Raw genomic sequence first — 22,006 nt, 5'->3', positions numbered from 1 at the left:
GAAGGCCGCCATGCCCGAATACCGCCGCATCCTCCTCGACGGCGCCGCCGTCCAGGTCACCGTCGACGGGGACGAACTCGTCGCCGGGGACGGGCGCCGCGTCAAGATCGAGGAGGCGCAGCACCTGCCGCCGGTCGTACCGTCCAAGGTGATCGCCGTCCATCTCAACCACCGCAGCCGGGTCGAGGAGTTCCGGATCGGGCTGCCCGACACCCCGACCTACTTCCACAAGCCCACCTCCGCCCTCAACTCCCACCGGGGCGCCGTCGTCCGGCCCGAGGGCTGCAAGTGGCTCAACTACGAGGGCGAGGTCGCCATCGTCATCGGGAGGACCGCGCGGAACGTCTCCCCTGCCGAGGCGGGGGAGTACATCGCCGGGTACACGGTCGCCAACGACTACGGACTGCACGACTTCCGGGACACCGACGCCGGCTCCATGCTGCGGGTGAAGGGCTCGGACACACTGTGCCCGCTGGGCCCCGGTCTGGTCACCGACTGGGACTTCCACGGCAAGCGGCTGCGCACGTACGTCAACGGCGAGGTGGTGCAGGACGGTTCGACCGACGAGATGAAGTGGGACATGCACTATCTCGTCGCCGACATCGCCCGGACCATCACCCTCCATCCCGGTGACGTCCTGCTGTCCGGCACCCCGGCCAACTCGCGGCCCGTGCAGCCCGGCGATGTCGTCGAGGTCGAGGTGGAGGGCCTCGGGCGGCTCACCAACCACATCGTCACCGGGCCCACCCCGATCCGCACCGACGTCGGCGCCCAGCCCACCGAGTCCGAGGAAGTGCTGTCCACCGCGCTCGGCGGCGACTGGGAGTTCCGTGGCATCCGCGCGCCCCGCAGGTAGACGCCACGGCAGGCGCCGGGAACCGGCGGGTAGGGTCGCGACCATGACCGAACCCGCCGAGACCCCCCACCGGCCAGACGACCGGCCCGATGACCGGCCCGACGACGGGCGCGGCGACCGGTCGCGCAAGCGGCTCGGTTACGGCGAGGGACGCGAGGCGTTGCTCAAGGCCGCGGTCCGGGTCGTCGGCGCGCGCGGGCTGCGCCACCTCACCTACCGTGCCGTGGCCGAGGAGGCCGGGGTCACCCACGGCCTCGTCGTCCACCACTTCGGCTCCCGGGACGCGCTGATCGAGGAGTCCCTCGCCTACGCCGTGCGCCTCAGCCTCAGCAGCAGCCTGCTGGAGCCCGGCACCGGGAAGCCCGAGGACTTCGTGGCCGGCCTGACGGACATGGTGGAGGACGACTCGGACGGCCAGGCGTACCAGTACGAGCTGCTCCTGGAGGCCCGCCGTCGGCCCGAGCTGCTCCCGCAGGTCCGCGAGCTCTACGACGAGTACTTCGGTGCCTCCCAGCGCGAGCTGGACCGCATCCTGCCCGGCGACGCGAGCCCGGCCTTCAACCGGCTGGTCTTCGCCGCGCTGGACGGCCTGGTGCTGCACCAGCTCACCGGCATCGGCGACCGCGCGGACACCGAGGCGGCCCTGTCCGAGCTGCGTGCCCTCCTGCGCACCCTGGGTGAGCGGCCGCCGGAGAACCGCGACTGAGCGTGCCCGGCCCGGAACCCCCCGTCGCGGTCGCGCCGGGGGGTTTGCCATGCCCTGGGCGCAGCGGTTTCCCTGGCGTAAATTCCCCTTCCCACCCCCTTGCCAGATGGATAGTTCCGGCCCACCATGAGGCAACTCGTTTGGCTCAAAACGAAAACTCTCCCTTCCCCTCAGCAGGTGATCCGAGTGGACAGTCAGACGGTCGACGCCGCCTCGCAGGCCGGAACGGGCGCCCAGCCCGCCACCACCCTCAAACGCAACGCCCTGGGTGTCCTGGGCATCCTCTTCTTCGTCCTGTCCGCGCAGGCACCGCTCACCGGTATCGCCGGCGCCGTGCCGATCGCGGTCGCCATCGGCAACGGCGCCGGCGCCCCGGCCGCCTACGCCCTCGCCGGAGCGGTGATCCTGCTGTTCTCGGTGGGCTTCGTGGCCATGGGCCGCCATGTGGTCAACGCCGGCGCCTTCTACACCTACATCGGCAAGGGGCTCGGCCGGACGACCGGCAGTGGCAGCGCCGCCGTGGCACTGTTCGCCTACTGCACGGTCCAGGCCGCGATGTACGGGCTGTACGGCTACACCGTCAGCGGGCTCGTCGAGCACTACTCCGGCGCGCACGTCGCCTGGTGGGTGTGGGCCCTGGTGACCATGGCCGTGGTCCAGGTGCTGGGCGCCGCCGGGATCGAGCTGGGCGCCAAGGTCCTCGCCGTGTTCGTGCTGGCCGAGTTCAGCATCCTGCTCGCCTTCGCCCTGGTCACGTTCTTCAAGGGCGGCGGCCCCGAGGGCCTCGACTTCGGCGGCACGTTCTCGCCGAGCGCCGTGCTCCAGGGCGCGCCCGGCGTGGCCCTGATGTTCGCCGTCGCCTCGATGTTCGGCTTCGAGGCCACCGCCATCTACGGCGAGGAGGCCCGCGAGCCCCACAGGACCGTCCCCCGGGCCACCTACCTCTCGGTCGCCGTGGTCACCGGCTTCTTCGCCTTCGTGTCCTGGATGCTGGTCTCCTCGTACGGCCCCTCCAAGGTCACCGCGGCCGCGGGCAAGGCACTGTCGGGCGGCGACTCCACCGTCTTCGTCTTCGCACCCATCGCCGACCAGTTCGGCGGCTGGGTCAACGACGTCCTGCCGATCCTGCTCGCCACCTCCCTCTTCGCCGGCATCCTCGCCTTCCACAACTCCGCCAACCGCTACCTGTTCTCCCTCAGCCGCGAGGGCCTGCTGCCCGCCCGGCTGCGCACCCTCAACCACCGGCACTCGCCGTGGGCCGCGGGCCTGGTCCAGACGGCGATCGCGGTGCTCCTCGTGATGCCCTTCGCCCTCGCCGGCAAGGACCCGGTCCTCACCCTCTTCTCCTGGTTCAGCGGCGTCGGGGTCCTCGCCTGCATGCTGCTGTACTTGCTGACCTCGGTCTCGGTGATCGTCTTCTTCCGCCGCGAACGCCTCGACACCCGGCCCTGGAACACGGTGATCGCCCCGGCCCTCGGCGCCCTCGGCATCGCCGCCATGATCTGGGTCATCCTGGCCAACTTCACGACCCTCATCGGCGGCGCCACCAGCACGGCCGTCTGGCTCGTCGTCACCGTCCCCGCCGTCCTGGGTCTCGGGGCGGGCACCGCACGGCTCGTCCACCGCCGCTGACGCACCCCGCCGGGCCCGGCCCCCGCACGGCCGGGCCCCCACCCTCCGATTGGGAACACCATGCTGGACCTCACCCCCGACGAACTGACCGGCCGGGCCAAGACCCTCGACCTGCCCGCACAGCACCACATCGACGGCACCGACGAGCCCGGCGGCGGAGCGGCCTTCGCCGTCGTCTCACCCCGCGACGGACAGCTCCTCACCCAGGTCGCCGACGCAGGGCAGGCCGAGGTCGACCACGCCGTGGCCGCCGCCCGCCGCGCTTTCGACGCCGGGCCCTGGCCCCGCCTGGCACCGGCTGAGCGCGGCCGGATCCTGCTGCGCATGGCCGAACTCCTCGAAGAACACCGGGAGGAGCTCGCCCTCACCATCACCCTGGAGATGGGCAAGCCGATCACCGAGGCGTACGCCATCGAACTGCGCGCCGCGATCACCACGTTCCGCTGGTACGGGCAGCTGGCCGACAAGCTCACCGACGAGTCCCCGCACACCGCCTCCGACGCCCTCGCCCTGGTCACCCGCGAGCCGACCGGTGTCGTCGGCGCGGTCGTCCCCTGGAACTTCCCCCTCACCCTGGCGAGCTGGAAGGTGGCCCCGGCGCTCGCGGCCGGCTGCACGGTCGTCCTGAAGCCCTCCGAGTCCTCCCCGCTCTCCGCCCTGCTCCTCGGCCGGATCGGCACCGAGGCCGGACTGCCTCCCGGCGTCCTCAACGTCGTCACCGGCGACGGCCCTACGGCCGGACGGGCGATCGGCCTCCACCCCGACGTCGACGTGCTGGCCTTCACCGGCTCCACCGCCGTCGGCCGCCACTTCCTGCGCTACTCCGCAGACTCCAACCTCAAGCGGGTCTGGCTGGAGCTGGGCGGCAAGTCGCCCAACATCATCCTCCCGGACGCCCCCGACCTGGACCGGGCCGCCGCCACCGCAGCCTGGGGGATCTTCTTCAACCAGGGCGAGATGTGCACGGCGCCCTCCCGGCTCCTCGTCCACTCCTCGATCGCCGAGCGCGTCACGGACGCCATCGTGCGGCGGGCGGAGGAACTGCGGATCGGCGACCCGCTCGACCCCACGACCGAGATGGGTGCGCTGGTCGGGGAGGCCCATCTGGAGCGCGTGCAGGGGCATGTCGCCGCCGGGCGTGCGCAGGGGGCCCGGCTGCGCACGGGTGGCGAGCGCACTCTGGCGGACACCGGCGGCAGCTATCTGCAACCGACGGTCTTCGACCGCGTCGACTCCGGTATGCGGCTGGCCCGGGAGGAGATCTTCGGCCCGGTGCTGTCCGTCCTCGCCTTCGACGACCTGGACGAGGCGGTCCGGCTCGCCAACGCCACCGAGTACGGCCTCGCGGCCGGCCTGTGGACCTCCGACCTGTCCACCGCGCACCGGGTCTCCCGCGCCCTGAAGGCCGGCACGGTCTGGGTGAACTGCTACGAGGAGGGCGACCTGACCGTGCCGTTCGGCGGAATGAAGCAGTCCGGCAACGGCCGGGACAAGTCCGCGCACGCCATCGACAAGTACACCGACCTCAAGACGACCTGGATCCAGCTGTGACCCGTCCGCACCGTCGGCTCCGCCCCCTCATCGCCGTACCCGCGCGGTTCTCCGCCACCACCTCGGCGCTGCGCTTCGCCGCCGAGGTCAACGCCCGGGCTCTGATCGAGGCCGTCTGGCGGGCCGGCGGCGAACCCGCGAGCATCCACCCCGCCGACACCGACGTGCCGGCCCGGCTCGCCCGCTTCGACGGCGTGCTGCTGCCAGGCGGCGGCGACCTGGCCCCGCACCGCTACGGAGCGACGGAGACCCACGACACGGTCTACGACGTCGACGACCTCCAGGACACCTTCGACCTCCAGGTCGCCCGCCACGCGCTGGAGTCGGGCCTGCCGCTGCTGGCGATCTGCCGCGGGCTGCAGGCCGTGAACGTGGCGCTGGGCGGCACCCTGGAGCAGGACATGGGCGGCCCGGACCGCACCCACCGGCACCTGCGCCACCCGGTGACCGTCCGTCCCGGGTCGCTCGTCGAGCAGGCGGTGGGGGAGGAGAAGGTGGACGCCTCCTGCTACCACCACCAGCGCGTGGACCGCCTCGGCACCGGACTCGCCGTCACCGCGTCCGCGGCGGACGGCACGGTCGAGGGACTGGAACTGGCCGACGCGCCGGGCTGGTTCACCGCCGTGCAGTGGCATCCCGAGGACACCGCGCACGAAGACCCGGTGCAGCAGCGCCTGTTCGACGCGTTCGTACGGGCCGCGCGCTGAGGCTCAGGCCTTCGGGCGCCGCCCGCTGCGGCGCGGCGCGGGCTCGGCGCCGTCGAGCAGTTCGCGCCGCCGCTCCTCGCCGTGGTCCTCGACCTGGAGCACGACCCGCCGCAGCAGCTCCGCGAGGGTGCGGCACTCGGCGTCGCTGAGCCCGGAGGTCACGAAGGCCTCCTCCTCGTTGAACGCCGGGAACACCCGCTGCATCAGCTCCTCGCCCTTGTCGGTGAGGCTGAGCAGGACCAGGCGCCCGTCGTCCGGATGCCCGGCGCGGCCGAGCAGCCCGCGCGACTCCAGGGTGCGGGCCACGCCGGTGAGCGTGCCCTTGGAGATCCCGGCCTCCTCCGCCACGTGCCGGGTCTCCGACTCGCCCCACACCCAGACGACCCACAGCACCACGAACGCGGTCCAGGTGAGGTCCGAGCCGCGGAGCACGGAGTTCTCCAGGTGCTGGCGCACGGCGGAGGCGGCCCGGTGGATGTTGGCCACGGCCGCCATCTGGTCCCGGCGGACCGGGATGCCGCCGAGCTTCGCCGAGGCGAGCTTCTCCGCTTCGGTGATGGACCGGTGACCGGGCACGGGTGGCTCCTTCTCGACTTTCGTTCGGCCTCAAATTATACGGTTGTACGGCGCGAGCGTGCCGTCAGTGGGCGGCCGGGTGGGGCAGGTCGTGGGCCTCCAGACTGATCAGCTCCTCGGCCGTCGGTGCGGTGAGCTCGGCGACGCGCTGGGCCTGGCGCTCGGTCATCTCCTGGAAGATCTGGCGGGCCGAACGGCCGTTGCCGAAGCCCTCACTCCGGGGCATGGCCTCGAAGAGGGAGAACAGTTCGGTACGGGCCGTGGGGGTCAGCTCGTAGCGGTGCCGGCCCGCCTGGAACTCGACGATCGACACCAGCTCGCCCGGCTCGTAGTCCTCGAAGAGGAGAGTGCGGCCGAAACGGGAGGCGAGGCCGGGGTTGGAGCCGATGAAGCGGTGCATGTCACCGGGGTAGCCGGCGGCGATGACCACCACGTCGTCGCGGTGGTCCTCCATCAGCTTGACCAGGGTCGCCACGGCCTCGGTGCCGAAGTCGTTGCCCGCGAAGGCCGGGGCCAGGGAGTAGGCCTCGTCGATGAAGAGGACGCCGCCGAGCGCACGGTTGAAGGCGGCGGTGGTCTTCGGGCCGGTGTGGCCGACGTACTCGCCGACCAGCGCGGTGCGGTCGACCTCGATCAGGTGGCCCCGGCGGAGCAGGCCGAGGGCCTTGAGGAGGCGGCCGTAGAGGCGGGCGACCGTGGTCTTGCCGGTGCCGGGGTTGCCGGCGAACACCAGGTGGCGGCTGAGCGGCGGGGCCGGCAGCCCGGCCTCCTCGCGGCGGCGGACCGTCTGCATGAGCTTGACCAGGGAGCCGACGTCCTGCTTCACGCGGTCCAGGCCGACCAGCTCGTGGAGTTCGCCGAGCAGGTCCTCCAGGTTCTCCTCCTCCGGCTCGTCGGAGTCGCCGGCCGTCCTGGCGGCGGAAGGAGAGGAGGGAGCGGCACCGGGTCTGCCGTTCGCGGGGGCCGCGGCCGGGGTGCCGAAGGTCAGCGGGGTGCCGTCGGCGGTGCAGTCCTCCAGGACCGGCTTGGCGCCCTCGTCGGTGCCCAGCGCCTCCGCACAGTCCCGGATGCGGCAGTGCCGGAAGACCGGGTCGGCGCCCTTGGCGACGTGCAGGGCCGGGAAGCCCGCCCGGGTGACGTCGACCGAGGTGAACGTGCCGCCCGCGCCCTCGGCCAGGAACAGGCCGTTCTTGCCCGGCCGGTCGATGTGCAGGCCGGTCACCTCCGGCCTGGCGCCGGTCCACACGACGGCGCCGGAGCCCGCGCAGTCCTCGACCCGGCCGCCCGTCACGGTCGCCTCGGCGCCCTCGTCGACCACCAGACCGGCCGCCCCCGCGCCGCTGATCCTGATCCCGGCGAGGGAGACGGCAGCGCCCTTGGCGACCTGCACGCCGATCTCCTTCGTCCCGGTCACCGTGGTGTCCGCGACCGTGCTGCCGGCGGGCGAGCCGATGCCGATCCCGGCGGCGGTCCCGGCGACCCGGCAGCCGGTGAGCGTGGCCACCGCCCGCTCCAGGACGCTGACCCCGGTCATGGCGACGTCGGTGATCCCGCAGTCGGTCAGCTCGATCCGGGCCTCGCCCGTGGCGTGCACCCCGTGCTCGGAGCCGCCCCGCACCCGGCAGTCCGCGAGCCGCCCGACGGCCGTACCGGCCAGATGCACCGCGCTGAAGGTGCTCCGGTCGATCCGGCAGTCGGCCAGGTCCGCCTCGGCCGAACCCGTCACCAGGAGCCCGTTGGCCCCGGCGTCGGCGACGGAGCAGCCGGAGGCGCTGAGCCGGGCGGTCTCCTGCACGACCAGCCCGCTGGCGGCCGCCCCCCGGATCCGGCAGTCGGTCAGCTCGGCCCGCGCCGAACCGGTCAGGTGCACCCCCGCCGCCCCGGGCGTCTCGATCCGCGACTCCCCGGCCGTCGCCTCCGTCGAGTCCTCCAGGAGCAGTCCCGCCCGGCCGCTGCCCGCCAGCACCGAGTCGGTCAGCCGCAGCCGGGACCGGCCGCGCAGCCGCATCCCGGACCCGGTCGTACGCTCCAGCCGCAGCCGTACGGCGTCCAGGCTCGCCGTGCCGGACAGCACCACGCCGGTACCGTCGACACCCGTCACCGCCGTGTCCTCCAGAAGGGCGCGGACACCGCCCGCCAGGTGCAGACCGGCCAGCCTGGCCCCCTCCAGACGGCAGCGGCGCAGCACGACGGCCGTCGTACCGCCCTCCTCGTCCTCCGGGCCCTTCACCTGGACCCGGCCGCCCTCCACCGAGCACTCCTCCAGGACCAGCCCGGCGCCCGGCGACACGCTCACGGCGGGCAGCCCCGCGTCCGCGCCCCACACCGTGATGTTGTGCAGGGCGCAGTCCGGCCCGTCCACGGTCACCGCGGGCGCCTCACCAGGGGGCGCCGCGATCACCACGCTGCCCCTGCCGTGCTCCGCCGTGAGCACCACCGCGCGGTCCAGGACCAGGTTCTCGGTCCAGGTGCCGGGGGCGATCACCACCAGATCGCCGGGCGAGGCGGCGCGTATCGCCTCGCCGATGGTCCGGTACGCGCCCCGGCCGCCCTGCCCCTTGGGCGCCACGGTGTGACGGGTGGTCATCTACGTTCCTCAGTCCTCGGTGATCGCCGCTGCCCGGTCACGGTGCCTGGTAGTACGTCGGGTTGATGCTCGCACGATACGTACTGGTCAGGTACAGCGACTGGATCGTCTTCTCGAAGATCTTGAAGGGTAGCTGGATCCAGAAGTCGGCGAAGCCCTGGCGGTGGAAGAGCCGGCTGCCGGTACTCATCACGAAGACGTTCTTGACCAGGCCGGTGGTGGCCGCCGTGGTGACCGAGGCGGCCGCGTTGATCCCGCCCTCCCAGACCGCGTCCCCGCCGTGCAGCTTCACGGTCTGCCCGTCCGCGTTGGTCACGCCCCACACGGCCGCGTTCATGCTGCCGTTGACCCAGCCGGACAGCGCACTGCTCACGACACCGAACGAGAAGTCGTACATACCGCCGCGCCAGCGGGTCGGCGTCTCGTTGCCCGCCCACTCGTTGACCCACGTCTTGTCGTGGTTGAGCGGACGGCGGGTCCACGGCTTGCCGCCGTCGATGTTGGCGATGCCCGTCTTGAACTGCCCGAGCTTCTCGAACCCGAGGGCCCGGTTCTCGTGCACCGCGGTGCTCAGACCGGTCTTGATGGTCGCGCCGACCGCCGCGTTCGCGAACGACTTCAGCGCGTCCTTGCCGGTGAACGGCTTGTTCTGGACGGCCGCGACGATCCCGTTGACGGCGAGGTTCGCACCGAACTCCAGGATGAACTCCTGGCCGAACTCCAGCGCCGCCTTCTTGGCCACGGACTGCCAGTACGGCTCGTAACGCGCCTCGCGCAGCGCCGCGTCGCCGCCGGGCACGACCGTTCCGGACCACGGCATGCGCTGGGCCTCACGGGTGGTGCGGCCCCAGCCGCGGATCTCGGTGAGCGCGCCGCGGAAGTCGTACTCGTTGCCGACCAGCCGCCAGGTGTTGAACGTGTCCCGCTCGAACACCAGCCCGCTGTCGGTGCGTTGGCCGATCAGATCGCCGTTCCTGTTGTAACGGTTCCACTGGCCGCGCCAGGCATCGGTCTCCAGGAACCCGCCGCTGTCGGCCTTGCGCTCCCGCACCACACCGCCGTGGTCGAACTCCTTCCAGACCGAGCCGGCCGGGGTGTTCTGCGTGACCGTCGTGCTGTACGCCCGCACCCGCAGCGGTCCGCCGTTGTGCACCGGGGTCTCGCGCAGGACGGTGGGCGCGGCCTGGCCGGGCACGCGCAGCTCGTCACGGAAGTGCCGGGCGCCGTCCGTCCACCGGTCCTGCCAGGCGTGTCCGTTCCACCAGCGGCGGACCTGCTCGCCGTTGCCCACGTCGACGGGCGTGCCGTTGCGTTCGTGGGTACTGACGCGCCAGTCGCCCTGGTTGTCCCGCCAGGCGTCGACGTACCGGCCGGAGTCCAGCATCCGGCGCTCGCGGACCAGGTTCCCGTTGCCGTCGTAGTCCCGGTAGGAGTCGTCCCAGGGCAGCCGCGAGTCGTTCGAGCCGCGGAAGAACTCCCGTCGGCCGTGGCCGAGTTGGGCGCCCTGGGCGTCCAGCTCACGCCAGGTCCAGCGGCCGGAGTCGGCGCGGCCGTGGCCCTCGATGACGCGTCCGGCGGTGCCGTCCGGGTTGGCGTGGCTCTGCCCGACGAGGTTGCCGTGCGGGTCCCGGTCCACCCAGGTGCGGTCACCGGTGAACTCCCGCACGACCCCGTCGGGGCGGCCCTCCCGGGCGGTTCGGGTGACGCCTGCGTCCTGGTAGACGTCCTGCCAGAGCCTGCCCTGCGGGTCGTTCGCGAGCTGCTGGCGGTAGCCCCTGAGGTCGCCGGCCTGCCAGGGGTGGTCGGCCGGGTCGGCCGGAGCGTGGCCGGGGCGCGCCGCGTGGTCGCCGACCTTCAGGGAGGTGCCGTCGTGCAGCTTGCCGCTGAAGCGAGCGAAGCTGCCGTCGGCCGCCAGGTCCAGCGCGCTGCCGTCCATCCCGACGTACCGCACTCCGGAGGTGGTGGCGCCGTCGCCCGCCTCCTTCGTCCAGGTGAACAGCTGGTAGGTGTCGTCGCCCCGGACATGGGCGTACGGCGGCCGGACGTGCTCGGCGCCGGCCAGCCAGCGGGTGCGGACCCAGGTGGGCGGGCGCTGCTCGCGCCAGCGGTCGGTGGTCAGGAAGCCGTCGCCGAAGGCCTCGTGCTTGCCGACCTCCTTGCCGTGCGGGGAGTGCCGTTCCCAGGTGGCGCGGAGGGTGCCGTCGGCCGGGTTCATGGCGTGTTCCTGGTACTGGCCGGCCCGCTCGGGCCATTCGGCCATGCCCCACTGCTGCTGGGCGATCCGGCCGTCCGCGGTGCGGTCGGTCCAGCCGCTGCCGATGCGCTCCCGGGTCCGCGGGCCCGAGGCGATCACCTTGCCGTCGCCGTCGTAACGGTGCCAGGTCCAGGCCCCGTTGCCGTCGTCGACGCCCAGGGTGTGGCCGGTCCGGCCGTTGAACTTCTGCAGCCCGTCGCGGTACTCGCGCACCGTGCGGCCCCAGCCGTCGGTGTCGCGCCAGCCGGTGCCCGCCGTGTCGTAGTGCCGGCTGCCCGTGCCGACCGGAGTGCCGGTGTCGTCCCAGCGCACCCAGTGGGTACGGGGGTTGGTGCGGGCGAAGTCGATCGTGTCGGTCCGCCGGAAGGAGTCGACGACGTCGCCGGAGGCACCGGGCAGCACCTGGCGCTCGAAGACCGGCACCTGCTTCTTGGTCGAGCTGAGCAGCTTGACGTGGCCGCCCGCGGCACCGGTCAGGTCGGCGGTGCCGTGGTGGAAGGACCCGGCCGCCACGGGAGCGCCGGACCTGGTGGTCCGCTCCCAGGTGCCCGCGGTGTGGTCGACGACGTACCGGTAGTCCGTGCGCCGCCCGTTGTCCAGCACGTTGAAGCCCTGCCGGGCCACGCTGCCGTCGGCGGCCAGGTGCACGAACTCGCCGTGCCGCGGGCTGGTCCGGTCGTCGAACACGATCCGGGTGGTGCCGTCGCCCCGCTGGGTGGCGTCCCAGCGCGCGAGCCTGCCGCCCGCCGCGTCCTCCAGCCAGGCGCCGGGGTGCTGCGCGGTCGGCGGAGCGACGACGAGGTGGCGTCCGCCGTGTCCCACGGGCAGCGGGGTGCCGGTGGCCGTGACGGCGCTCTGGGCGTCGTACCGGGTGAACGTCCCGTCGGCCAGAGTGGTTTGGTGACCGCCGCCGGGCAGCGGGACCGTCTCCTCGGCGAACCGTCCGGTGTTCTGGTCGAAGACCTGCCGGCCGCCGCCGGGGCGGGCGATCTCGATGCGGCCCGCCGGGTCGAAGGTGACCGCCCGTGCCGGGTCCGGCGCGAACGCGTCGTCCAGCCAGTGCGAAGCCCCGCCGAGCGGCCGGTCGAGATGCCCGGCCGGCGCGCCGTCCCGCCCGGTCAGCCGCAGCCCGTCGCCCGTGAAGTCGCCGTTGGGCGTGAAGGTGCGGTGACCGGTGTCGTGGACGGTGCGGAAGCCGCCGTTGTTCGGCAGCGCGGTGACGGTGTCGGGCAGCCGGTCGCCGTCGGCGTCGGTGAGACGGTGACCGCCGGCCCCGTCCGGCTCGGCGAACCGGGCACCGCGCTGCCCGCCGACCGGGTCGGCCAGCGCGGTAGACGTACTCACCGGGCGGCCCTGCACGTCGTACAGCACGGACTCACCGGTGACGCCGTCGATCGTGCGCGGCCGGTTTCCGCCGACCGCGACCACCCGTTCGGGCAGCGGCTGCCCCGCCGCGTCGGTGAGGCGGTGACCGTTCACGCCGTCCCGTACGACGATCCGGTCGCCGCGCGCGTTCGTCGCCGGGTCGAACAGGGCGAGGCCGGTGTCCTGATAGCGTCCGTCGGCCGTGAACCTGCTGGTCGCGCCGCTCGCCTCGTCGGTCACCCGGAAGCCGGAGCCGCCGGGCAGCACGGTGACCGTCTGGGGCTGCCGGGCACCGGACGGGTCGGTCAGCGTGAAGCGGCCCGTGCCGTCGTCGGCCAGGAACCGCTCCCCGCGCGTGCCCCGCGGGTCGGTCAGCGAGACACCGGTCTCCTGGAGACGGCCCTGACCGTCGTGGCGCACGGACACCCCGGTCGTGTCATGGGTGACCCTGACGCCGTTGCCGTCACCCAGGTCCTGGACCCGCAGGTCCAGACGGTTGCCCGCGAGATCGGTGACATGGACGTCGGCGCCGTCGGTGACCCACACCCGGTCGGCCGGGGCGGGGACGCCGTCCCGGCCGGTGAGCTGGACGCCCTCGTCGAGCCGGGTACCCAGGGCGTCCACCCGCCGGGTGACGCCGGTGTCGAGATGGGTGATCCGCGTCGCGTTGTCGGGCAGCCCGAAGGTGGTGAGCCGGTCCGATCCGGGGCCGCGAACCGTCAGGGTCTGGTGCGCACCGCGGCCGTTGAGGTCCGCGTGCAGACGCAGCCCTGTCGGCCCGCCGTCGGCCCCGAGGAGCGGCGTGTCGTGGGCGATCCGGTCGCCGCTCGCGTTGTAGGTGTCGACGGTGTCCGACTGCGTGTGCCGGACGTCGAAACCGCCGTCCGGCCGGCCGACGACCGTGCGCGTCGGGTCCGGGGCCAGGTGGTGGTCGACCACCCGCAGCGTCTCGGTGTTGTCCTGCGCCACGCTCCGCTCGATGGTCAGGCCGTTGGGCCCGCTCATGCTCGAGTTGTTCAGAGCGATGTGGTTGACCACGGGCGGGGCGGTGTCGGGCAGCGCGTCGAACTGGCCCGCGCCGAGCGTCGCGCCGCGGCGGGTGGCCCCCAGCTGGATCTCGTGGATCCGGGCCTCGATCTCGGTCGGCTGGACACCCAGGTCCTGCAGGTTCGTGTAGGCGGTGCGGAACCGGTCCTGAGCGGCGACCAGTTCGTGGTTGAGCTGCACGTCGTAGTCACTCAGACCCCGTGATGTGCCGGCGCCGCCCGGCGCCGCGCGCAGATCCTCGACCCGGTTCAGTTCGACCCGGGCGGACGACAGCTCGACCCAGGCCTCCCGGAAGGGCCTGCCGTCACCGCCCAGGAGCTCGTCGATCCGCGCCGACTCCGCGGCCCACGGCGTCTCCCCGGGCTGCCGGGAGGGTACGGCGAGGGTGGTGTCACCGGTGTTCCGGAGCGGCGTCGCGCGGTCCAGCAGACTCAGCGCGTCGTTCTGCCGCCGGGCCTGCGCGGACCTGTCCATGCCGTCGAGCATCGTCTGGAGCCTGGTCTGCGTGTGCGGGGTCGTGCCGCCGTCGGTGAGCGCGGTACGGACGCGGCCGGCCAACCCGTCCCCGTCGCCGCCGAGCCGCCGGAAGTCGTCGAGCAGCCGGTAGGCGTTCGCCTCGGCCCGCACCTGGTGCAGCAGTTGCTCGACTCCGGCGCGGCGAACGGAGTCCGGGCGGTCCCGCAGGAAGCGCTGGGCGGCGTCGGCCAGGTTGTCGAGGGCCTGCGCCCGCTGCGCCACCTGGTCGGCGGGGACGCGGTGGAAGGCGTCGAGCGCGCGGTCGACGTACCGGATCTGCGAACGGGCGCGCATGCCGTTCTCCCGGTACGTGCTACGGCGGAAGGCGTCCCGGTCGAGGAGGTCGGGCGCTGCGGGGTGAGCGGTGCCGGGCGCGGGTGCTGCGGTGGTGTCGCCGGTCCGCCGGGGCGGCCTCAGCACGTCGTCGAGGACGGCGTCACCGAGCGGCCGCGTGGATCCGCCGCCCAGCCGCGTGTCGTCCCTCGGGGGCATCGAGGCGAAGTCGCCGTCGTCGCCGTGGTGGGGCGTTGCCGGGTGGACGTCGTCGAGGTGAGGTGCGGCCTTGTCGGTTTCCGTGGGGTGGGGCGGGGTGGTGTCCGCGTCCGTGAGGTGGGGCGTGCGCGTCTCGCTGTCGGCGATGCGGGGCGGTACCGGCGACTGCGTGTCGGTGCCGTGGGGTGCCGGGGCCTTGGTGTCGAGGTCGTGCGGTGCCGGGGCCTTGGTGTCGAGGTCGTGGGGTGCCGGGGCCTTGGTGTCGAGGTCGTGCGGCGCCGGGGACTTGGTGTCCAGGTCGTGCGGCGCCGGGGACTTGGTGTCCGGCTCGGCGTGGTGGGGTGCCGGGGAGTCGGTGCCGAGGCCGTGCGGTGCCGGGGAGTCGGTGTCCAGGCTGTGGGACGGGAGGCCGTCGCCGGTGCCGGCGGGGGCCTTGGTGTCCGGGCCCAACTGGGTGTGAGGGAGCTGGGGTTGGGTGTGGGCCGGTGTCGAGTGGACGTCGGTCGTGGCGGACGAGGACGGTGCCGCCGTCTTGGCGTCGGAGCCCGGTGGCAGGAACAGCCGGCGGCCCTCGTCCGTGAAGTGCAGGCCCGCGGTGTCACCCTCGACCAGTCCCGCCCTGAAGAGGTGCTTGAAGGCCTTGTCGAAGGCCGTTCTGCCCAGGTCGACGGCCGCCGTGGTCTGTGCGCCGACCTTGGAGTCGGGCAGGGACCGGAAGCCGTCCGAGTTGCCCAGCGCCCGGATCATCTTCTTCATATGGTCGGTGATGCCCTCTACGGCCTTGAGCGCGTCCTCGGCCGACTGCGGAAGCTCGCTGAGGTTGGGGCCGTTCGCCCCGGCGGTCGACGAGGAGGTCCCGGCGCCCTGGTTCTTGGCCGGCCTGTTCTGCGGCTTCAGGGCGTCGAGGCGGGTGTTGATGTCCTTGAGGAGCTGCTCGCGCTGGTCGAGCAGGGTCTTCGCCATGTCCTTGCGTTCGCCGACGGCGGCCGCGTGGAAGTCCTGGGTCAGCTTGACCGACTGCTCGGCGTGCGGCTTCGCCTTGTTGAGGTTGTAGCGCAGCCCCTTGTCGTTGGTGGTCTTGACGGCGCTGTTCGCCTGCCGTACCCGGTCCGACGCGTCGTCGAAGGCCTTGCCGGCGGCCCGTGCGGCCGGGTCGACCGTGCCGTCGGCGAGGTAGCGTCCGTCGCCCTCCGCGTCGTGGACCGCCAGCGGCGACGGCCATTCGCTCGCGGCATGGCTGCCGAGCGGGTTGATGGGCAGCCCCGAGCCGAACTTCGCCTCGGGACGGTACAACTTGGAGATGACCGAGCCCAGTTCCTCCGGATGGGCGGTGTCGGCGAGCAGCCTGAACACGTCGTCCTTGAAGGCGCCTCCGATGAGATGGACCTCGCGCACCACCGACAGGGCGAGCGCCTCCTGCACGTGCTCGCCGTGGAAGACCTCCTGCTCGAAGGAGACCTGCCGAGTGCTGTGGTCGGGGTACTCGTAGGTCCAGCGGCCCCGTTTGCCCACCTCGTCGAAACCGGCGTCGTACTTCGCGCTGCGGACGACGTCGTCGCCGAACTTCAGCTGGTTCATCGTGTCGCGGTCCAGCGGGTGCAGCTGGTCGTGGAGCGAGACCCAGCCGCCCTTCTCCTCCAGGACCTTGGCGTCGAAGACGAGTGTGGTCGGCCCGTACCGGGTCGCCATCGGCTTGTCGCCGACCTCCATGCGGAAGAACACGAAGTCGTCGTTGCCCAGGTTGGAGATGTTCTTCGCCGAACTCTTCCCGGACGCGAGGAACCTGACGCCCCGTCGGGTCAGGTCGCCCTGGGAGGACATCACACCGCTGTTGGCGATGGCGTGATAGGCCGGAGTGGCGTGCTTGATCCGGTAGGGCAGGTCCTGGAGCCTGTCCCGCAGCTGCTGGAACTTCAGGCGGTCCGCCTCCGGCAGGTCCTTCAGCAGGTTGTCGAAGTCGGCACGCAGGTCCGTGATGTTCTTCTCGGACAGCTTGCGTACGAAGTCGTGCTGCTGGGACCTGGACAGCTTGTCGAAGCCGTCGAAGTCCTCGAACACCCTCCGCCACTGGGCCTCGGTCCCGGGCAGTACCGCCTTCCACTGCTCTCCGGTGTGCACCTCGCCGAACGCCTGGTTCTCGCGATAGCGCCGCAGGAGGTCCGGGATGCCGCGCTGAATCCGCTCGACGGAGGCGTCGGTGCCGAGGAAGCCCTTGAGCACGAGGTTGTCGCCCGGCTTCGCCGCCTTGACGGCGTCGTCGACCAGCTCGGCGAGGTGGTGGGCCACGGCGGAGACGGGCGTGTGCTCGTTGCGCAGCGTGTAGGTGCCCCCGAAGCGGGCGGCGTCCGTGACATGGCCCTGGAGGGCCGCGTCCAGGTCCTTGGCGGCCTGCTCCAGCCCCTCGGCCAGGCCCTTCAGCTCGCTGTGCGGAGTCGTGCCCGCCTTCACCAGGGACTCGAGTTTGTTGGCGAGCCGCCGGACGGTGACCGACTGGGACCGGATCTCCTCGCCGGTCCGGATGAACTGGTCCGCGCGGACCGGACCGTCGCCCGCGCCGCGGGAGGCGGCGTCCAGGTTCCGTGCGTGGGTCTGCAGCTTCAGGGCCCGGTCGATGTCGCCGGCGCCCGCGAACTGGTCGACGAGCAGGTTCAGTTCACGCTGGGAGAGCAGACGGTTGTCGAGTTCGTGCTGGAGCGCCTCGTCGAGTTCGCGGGTGACGCCCTTGAACCTGGTGTCCGCCGCGTCCAGGTTCGACTTGGCTTCCGCGATCTTGCCCTTGGCGGGCTGCGCGTGCTGGATCTCCGCCTGCTGCAGTTCCTGATGGGCCTTGGTCTGGTCGGCCAGGATCTCGTTGAGCCGCCTGGGCGGGGTCACGGAGGCCGCGCCACCCTCGCCGTGGATGGCGGGGACGGCGGTCGCGGGCGGGGGAGGCGCGTCGTTCGCCGTGGTGACCATGCCGCCGAGCAGCCGGGGCCGTTCCTGCAGGCTGAGCTGACGCAGGGCACCGAGATCGGCCTCCATCCGCACCGGGTCGACGCCGAGTTCGGTCAGCCGGTGGTGCGTGGCGTCGTACCGCTGCTGGGCGGCGTCGACGTTCTCGCGGGCGCGGATCTCGTCGGGTGTCGGGCCGCGGGAGCTGCCCGCGTGCCCGTTGTGCGGCACCAGATCCTCGGCCCGGCCCAGGTCGTACCGTGCCTGCACATGGTCCCGCCAGGCCTCGCGGCGGGCCCCGCGCAACGGGTCGTCCAGGTGGCCGAAGAGCGCGTCGACGCGTTCGCCGTCCCGGAACCACGCCTGCTCGATCTCGGCCGGGGTGAGCCGGGGCCCGCGCCCGGGCAGCTCCTGACCACCGGCGTGTGCGGTGTCCGGGCGCGGCGTGGGTGTGGTGTCGGGGGTGGACCGGGTCGGGCTGGGGACGGGCGTGTCGGTGTGCGCCGAGGTGGGGTGGGCCGGGCTCGGCAGCTCCCTGCCCCATGAGGTGGGCGTCGGCAGGGAGCTGAGCAGTTCGTTGTTGTGCAGGACGTGGCCGCGCAGGTCGGCGGCGAGGTCGTTGAAGCCGGTGCCGCTCCACTCCCTGGTGAAGGTGCGGTCGCCGCCGGTGATCGTGACGGAGACCGCGTTGTCGTCCACCTTGTGGGTGACGGTGATGGTCATCTCGTCCGCGTGGCCGGGCCGGCCGACGGTGAACGTCTTCACGTTCGGGCCGTCACCGCCCTCCCGTACGAGCGCGTCGCCGAGGCCCTCCCAGCGGCGCATCGCGTCCTGTCCGAAGGCGCGGCCGAAGTCCTCGAACGCCTCGCCCGAGGGCAGCCCGGACCACTTCTCGTTGATGAGACTGTCGAGCTGGCCCTCCGGGATCTGCTCGGCCCGCACCGGGATGACGGTGATGCCGTCCTCGACGCGGGCCGGGCCGGTGCGGTGCAGCCGGGTCGGGGAGAGAGTGATCTCCCACTGGTCCTGGTTGAGCGCGAGGGCGTCGTCGACGGCTCTGTTGTACCCGGGCGGGTAGGCCATTGCGAGCTTGCCGTGGTCGGCCGGGACCTCGATCTCGAAGACGACGCGGTTGCTGTTGACGCCGTTCTTCGCCCACTCCGCCTGGAATCCGAGTTGGTTGGAGGTGGAGGCGGGCAGCCGCTCCACGAACACGTCGGCCTGGGCGGCCCGCGGGTCCATGGACACGCCCCGCCACACGGTCATGCGCTGGTTGGGACCCTCGAACATCAGGTCGCCGGCGACCTTGTTGAACTGCTTGACCTTCCCGACCAGGCCGGGATTGGCCTCCAGGGCGCTGGGGTTGACGAAGCCGCCGTACCCCTTCTTCGAGGTGAAGGCGCCGCCGATGACGCCCTGCATGAACAGCTTGGTCTCGGTGTCGGCGGCGGCCTTGCCCATGTGGCCGCGGGCCGCGTGCGCGGCGGCGTCCCAGCTGTCCGCGGACGTGCCGGTGAGTCCGGCCGGGCGCGGGGGCAGCGTGACGTCCGGGGTGGCGGAGCGCAGCAGGTCGCCGGTGGAGCGGCTGTAGACATGGGTGCCGGAGGTGGAGGCGACGACGATCTCGTCCTCGCCGCCCAGTTTCGCCGGCCAGGTACCGGCGCCGTCGCTCACGGAGTCCACGGACTTGTCGGTGACCTTGACGCTCACCCCGCCGAACGGGCCGTCGCCGAACCGCACGGTCTCCTCGGCGAGACGGAAGCGGCCCAGCCGCTTGAACGTCCAGCTGTGCGCCACGGTGCCGCCGACGGCGTCCAGCTGTCGTACGACGAAGCCCGTGCCCTGCTTCTCCACGGTGTACAGGCCCGACTCGACCGCGCTGCCGTGGAGTTCGGGCGTGCCGCCGCTCGGTACCTTGACCGCGAGCTGATGGTCGCCGGGCACCCTGACGACGTGGCGGTCCTTGAGCAGGTCGTCGAAGGCGCCGGTGGTGTCGGCGGTGTGGGCGGCCGGCGCGGGCGAGGAGTGGCCCCGCAGCGGGGTGCGGGTGCCGGGCGGCGTGGGGGCGGCGTGGGTCGGCAGGTTCTCGGGGACATGCGCGGAGGTGCCGTTGGCCGAGCCCGCCAGCCCCTTGTCGGCGTCCGTGTGGGCGGGCGCGCCGGCGAAGGCGGGGCCGTCGGTGGTGCGGGCGCTGCGGCCGGTGTCGACGAGGTCGAGGGCCGAGCGGCTGTGGTCGCCGCCGGGCCCCAGGTGCCCGGAGCCGCCGACGGGCGCGGGAGCCGGCTCGTGGGTGCCGCCGTTGACGGGGAGCCGGTCGGAGGTGATGGGGTTGGCCGGGCTCGTCGTCAGCCGGTCGGGGGTGGTCGGGCTCGTCGTCAGCCGGTCGGGGGTGGTCGGGGTCGTCGTCAGCCGGTCCGGGGTGGCCGGGGTGATCGTGAGCCGGTCGGGCGTCCCGGGCGCCGGGGACGGCGAGCCGTGCGGGAGCCGCTCCGCCGGGGTGCCGGGACGCGGCGAGCCCGGCTGGTGGACGAGTTCGTCGAGGTGGAGGCGGGTCTGGTTGGCGTTGAGGGCACTGGTGGTGCGCTCGGCGAAGGCGTCGCCGGTGCCGGGTGACACGGGGGAGTGCGGCGTGTTGTGACGGGTGCCGGCCAACAGGTCGAAGGCCGAGACCCCGGCGTCGACGCTGCCCGGCCCGCCGTGTCCGAGGCCGGTCGGTGAGGGGTGCGCGACCGTCGTGGGGCCGGTGAGCAGGCTGTGCGGGGCGCCGGGCGCCGGGGCCGAGTCGAGCGCGGTGTGGGCGATGTTCGTGCCCGGGGTGCCGGTCAGCGTGGTGTGGGCGGCGCCGATACCGGGGGTGCCCGGCGCGTGCACGGTGCCCACGCCCGGGGTGCCGGTGAACGCCGAGTGCAGGGTGCCCGCGGTCGGGCCGGCGGCCGACAGGTCGCCGAGCGAGGCCGCCACCGGCGGCGGCGTGCCGTGCGTGCCGGTGAGGACCGTGCCGGCCGGCCCGTGGGTGGTGTTGTGCGCGCCGCCCGGCAGCAGCACGTCCGCGTGGGAGGTGAGGTTCGCCGGCGTCGGGGGCAGCCCGGTGAGCGTGGTGTGGGCGCCCCCGGAGACGGCGGCGACCGGGGTGCTGGTGATGCCGTGGGTGGCGCCGGGGACCCCGGCCGAGGCGGGCACGTGCAGGCCCGAGGCGGTGGTGATGGTCGGCGTGGCACCGGCACTCACCCCGAGCTCCCCATGCCCGCCCAGCGCGCCGAAGTTCTCCACACGCACGCTGCCGAGCTGCACATGCGGCATGTCGACCAGCGCGTCCACCGTGCGCGCCGCGTGGACGCCGAAGTTGCCGCGGTGGGCGATCGCCCCGACGTCACCGAGGTTCAGGGACGGCGGCCGCAGGGTGGAGGTGACGTCCAGATGCGTGCTCGGGATGTTGAGGTCGAGGTTGCGGATGCTGCTCTGCCCCGAACCCGCCCCGAACCGCACCTCGTTCAGCTGGATGCGCGGCATGTCGACCAGGGCGTCGACGGTGCGCGGGTCGACCGGGACCGAGCTGATCGTACGGCCGATGCCGCTGGTGATCGGGGCGCCGAAGACGTGCTGGCCGAGCACACCGCGGTCGAAGAGACCGATGCGCAGAGCGCGCGCGAAGCCGTACTCGCCGATCTCCGCCGCGTCCACCGGCAGGAAGATCCGTAGCCACTTGGTGCCGCCGAACTCCTGACCCACCCACCCCTTGGTGGCCTGCCAGCCCCGGGAGAGCGTCTCGGGCAGCCCCCGCACGAACCCGGGGATCGCCTTGAAGCCCTGCACGACCGTCAGACTCAGGGAGTTGACGCCGTGACTGATGACGTTGGGCAGGTTGTGGATGCCGTCCAGCACCCACAGGCCGCCCTTGTAGACCCAGGTGCTGCCGAGCCGCACCAGGTCCTTGAGCCCGAGCAGCAGGGTGGTGGGGCGGAAGCCGTTGGTGAACAGGTTCCGCAGCGCCTGGAAGGTGCCGCGGGCGATGTTGGCGAAGCCCTTGGCGAACGCGCTCGTCGCGACGCCCTTGATGATCTGGAAGATCGGCAGCGCCTTGGTGGTGGGCGCCAGGATGCCCAGCCCGGCCAGGAACAGGTCGAGGAAGCTGGCGTTGCCGTTGGCGAAGTCGACGATCGTCTTGATGAAGAGGGTGAGGTTGACGCCGAGGGCGAGCAGTGCGATCGGTCCGCCGAAGATCAGCGCCGGCACGATCAGGATGATCGCCAGCCACTGGAACGCCTCCCAGAAGATCTGGCACTCGGAGATCGGCAGCTGGATGTTGGAGACCCCCGAGATGCTGCCTGCCGCGGCGGAGGCACCCTCGCCGTGCTCGGTGCCGGCCTGCCGGGCCGTGGAGGCGTAGGTCTCCCGGTCCGGGTCGTCCTCGGACAGCCCGCGGCCCGAGTTGAGCGCACCGTCGGCACGGGACTGGAGGTCGACCAGTTTGTCCGCCCAGGTGTTCAGTGCGGTCGCCGCGCTCTCGAAGGACTGCGCCACGTCCTCGATGTGCCCGCGCAGCCGGTCGTTGACCTTGCCGCGCAGGGCGTCGGCGGCCTCGCCGACGAAGACGCTGTCACCGGCGGTGTTCATGACCGCGTCGATCGCCGTGCTGATGCGACGGGCCTCGGAACCCAGGTGGTTGAGCTCGGTGGACAGCGTCCGGATCTGGTCCGGCTCGCCTGGCGTGGGATCGCTGTCCAGCCCGATCGCGTTCCAGTCGCTCGGGCGTGGCATACGGGTTCCTCCCGGAAGCTGCGGGGCT

Annotated in this window: 8 protein-coding genes; 5 read left to right on the top strand and 3 right to left on the bottom strand. The window is 72.6% G+C overall.

Annotated elements, in window-relative coordinates:
- Nucleotides 1-10 precede the first annotated feature (10 nt).
- The 5 genes from ACFWPQ_RS23625 to ACFWPQ_RS23605 all read left to right on the top strand — a co-directional run bounded on the left by ACFWPQ_RS23625 (nt 11) and on the right by ACFWPQ_RS23605 (nt 5,452).
- Complete coding sequence (locus ACFWPQ_RS23625; RefSeq protein WP_384038068.1) at nt 11-856, top strand: fumarylacetoacetate hydrolase family protein; 846 nt, start codon at nt 11-13, stop codon at nt 854-856.
- A gap of 43 nt (nt 857-899) precedes the next feature.
- On the top strand, nt 900-1,562 hold the full coding sequence (locus ACFWPQ_RS23620; protein WP_384038065.1) for a TetR/AcrR family transcriptional regulator: 663 nt from the start codon (nt 900-902) through the stop codon (nt 1,560-1,562).
- 186 nt (nt 1,563-1,748) lie between these two features.
- Entirely contained in the window at nt 1,749-3,194 is a 1,446-nt protein-coding gene (locus ACFWPQ_RS23615; protein WP_384038062.1) for an APC family permease, read from the top strand.
- A 60-nt stretch (nt 3,195-3,254) separates the two neighbouring features.
- On the top strand, nt 3,255-4,745 hold the full coding sequence (locus ACFWPQ_RS23610; protein ID WP_384038059.1) for an aldehyde dehydrogenase: 1,491 nt from the start codon (nt 3,255-3,257) through the stop codon (nt 4,743-4,745).
- A complete protein-coding gene (locus ACFWPQ_RS23605; RefSeq protein WP_384038056.1) occupies nt 4,742-5,452 on the top strand; it encodes a gamma-glutamyl-gamma-aminobutyrate hydrolase family protein in 711 nt (236 codons plus the stop codon). The genes ACFWPQ_RS23610 and ACFWPQ_RS23605 overlap by 4 nt, the downstream gene beginning before the upstream one ends.
- A 3-nt stretch (nt 5,453-5,455) precedes the next feature.
- Here ACFWPQ_RS23605 and ACFWPQ_RS23600 read toward each other — a convergent pair whose 3' ends face one another.
- The 3 genes from ACFWPQ_RS23600 to ACFWPQ_RS23590 all read right to left on the bottom strand — a co-directional run bounded on the left by ACFWPQ_RS23600 (nt 5,456) and on the right by ACFWPQ_RS23590 (nt 21,978).
- Entirely contained in the window at nt 5,456-6,028 is a 573-nt protein-coding gene (locus ACFWPQ_RS23600) for a MarR family winged helix-turn-helix transcriptional regulator (protein ID WP_384038053.1), read from the bottom strand.
- A gap of 64 nt (nt 6,029-6,092) precedes the next feature.
- Complete coding sequence (locus ACFWPQ_RS23595) at nt 6,093-8,615, bottom strand: right-handed parallel beta-helix repeat-containing protein (RefSeq protein WP_384038050.1); 2,523 nt, start codon at nt 8,613-8,615, stop codon at nt 6,093-6,095.
- A 37-nt stretch (nt 8,616-8,652) separates the two neighbouring features.
- Complete coding sequence (locus tag ACFWPQ_RS23590; RefSeq protein ID WP_384038046.1) at nt 8,653-21,978, bottom strand: hypothetical protein; 13,326 nt, start codon at nt 21,976-21,978, stop codon at nt 8,653-8,655.
- Between the last annotated feature and the right edge of the window lie 28 nt (nt 21,979-22,006).

This window comes from Streptomyces sp. NPDC058464 (assembly GCF_042721035.1).
In the GTDB taxonomy this organism is placed as follows: Bacteria; Actinomycetota; Actinomycetes; order Streptomycetales; family Streptomycetaceae; genus Streptomyces.
This window is presented reverse-complemented; position numbering and strand designations above follow the sequence as displayed.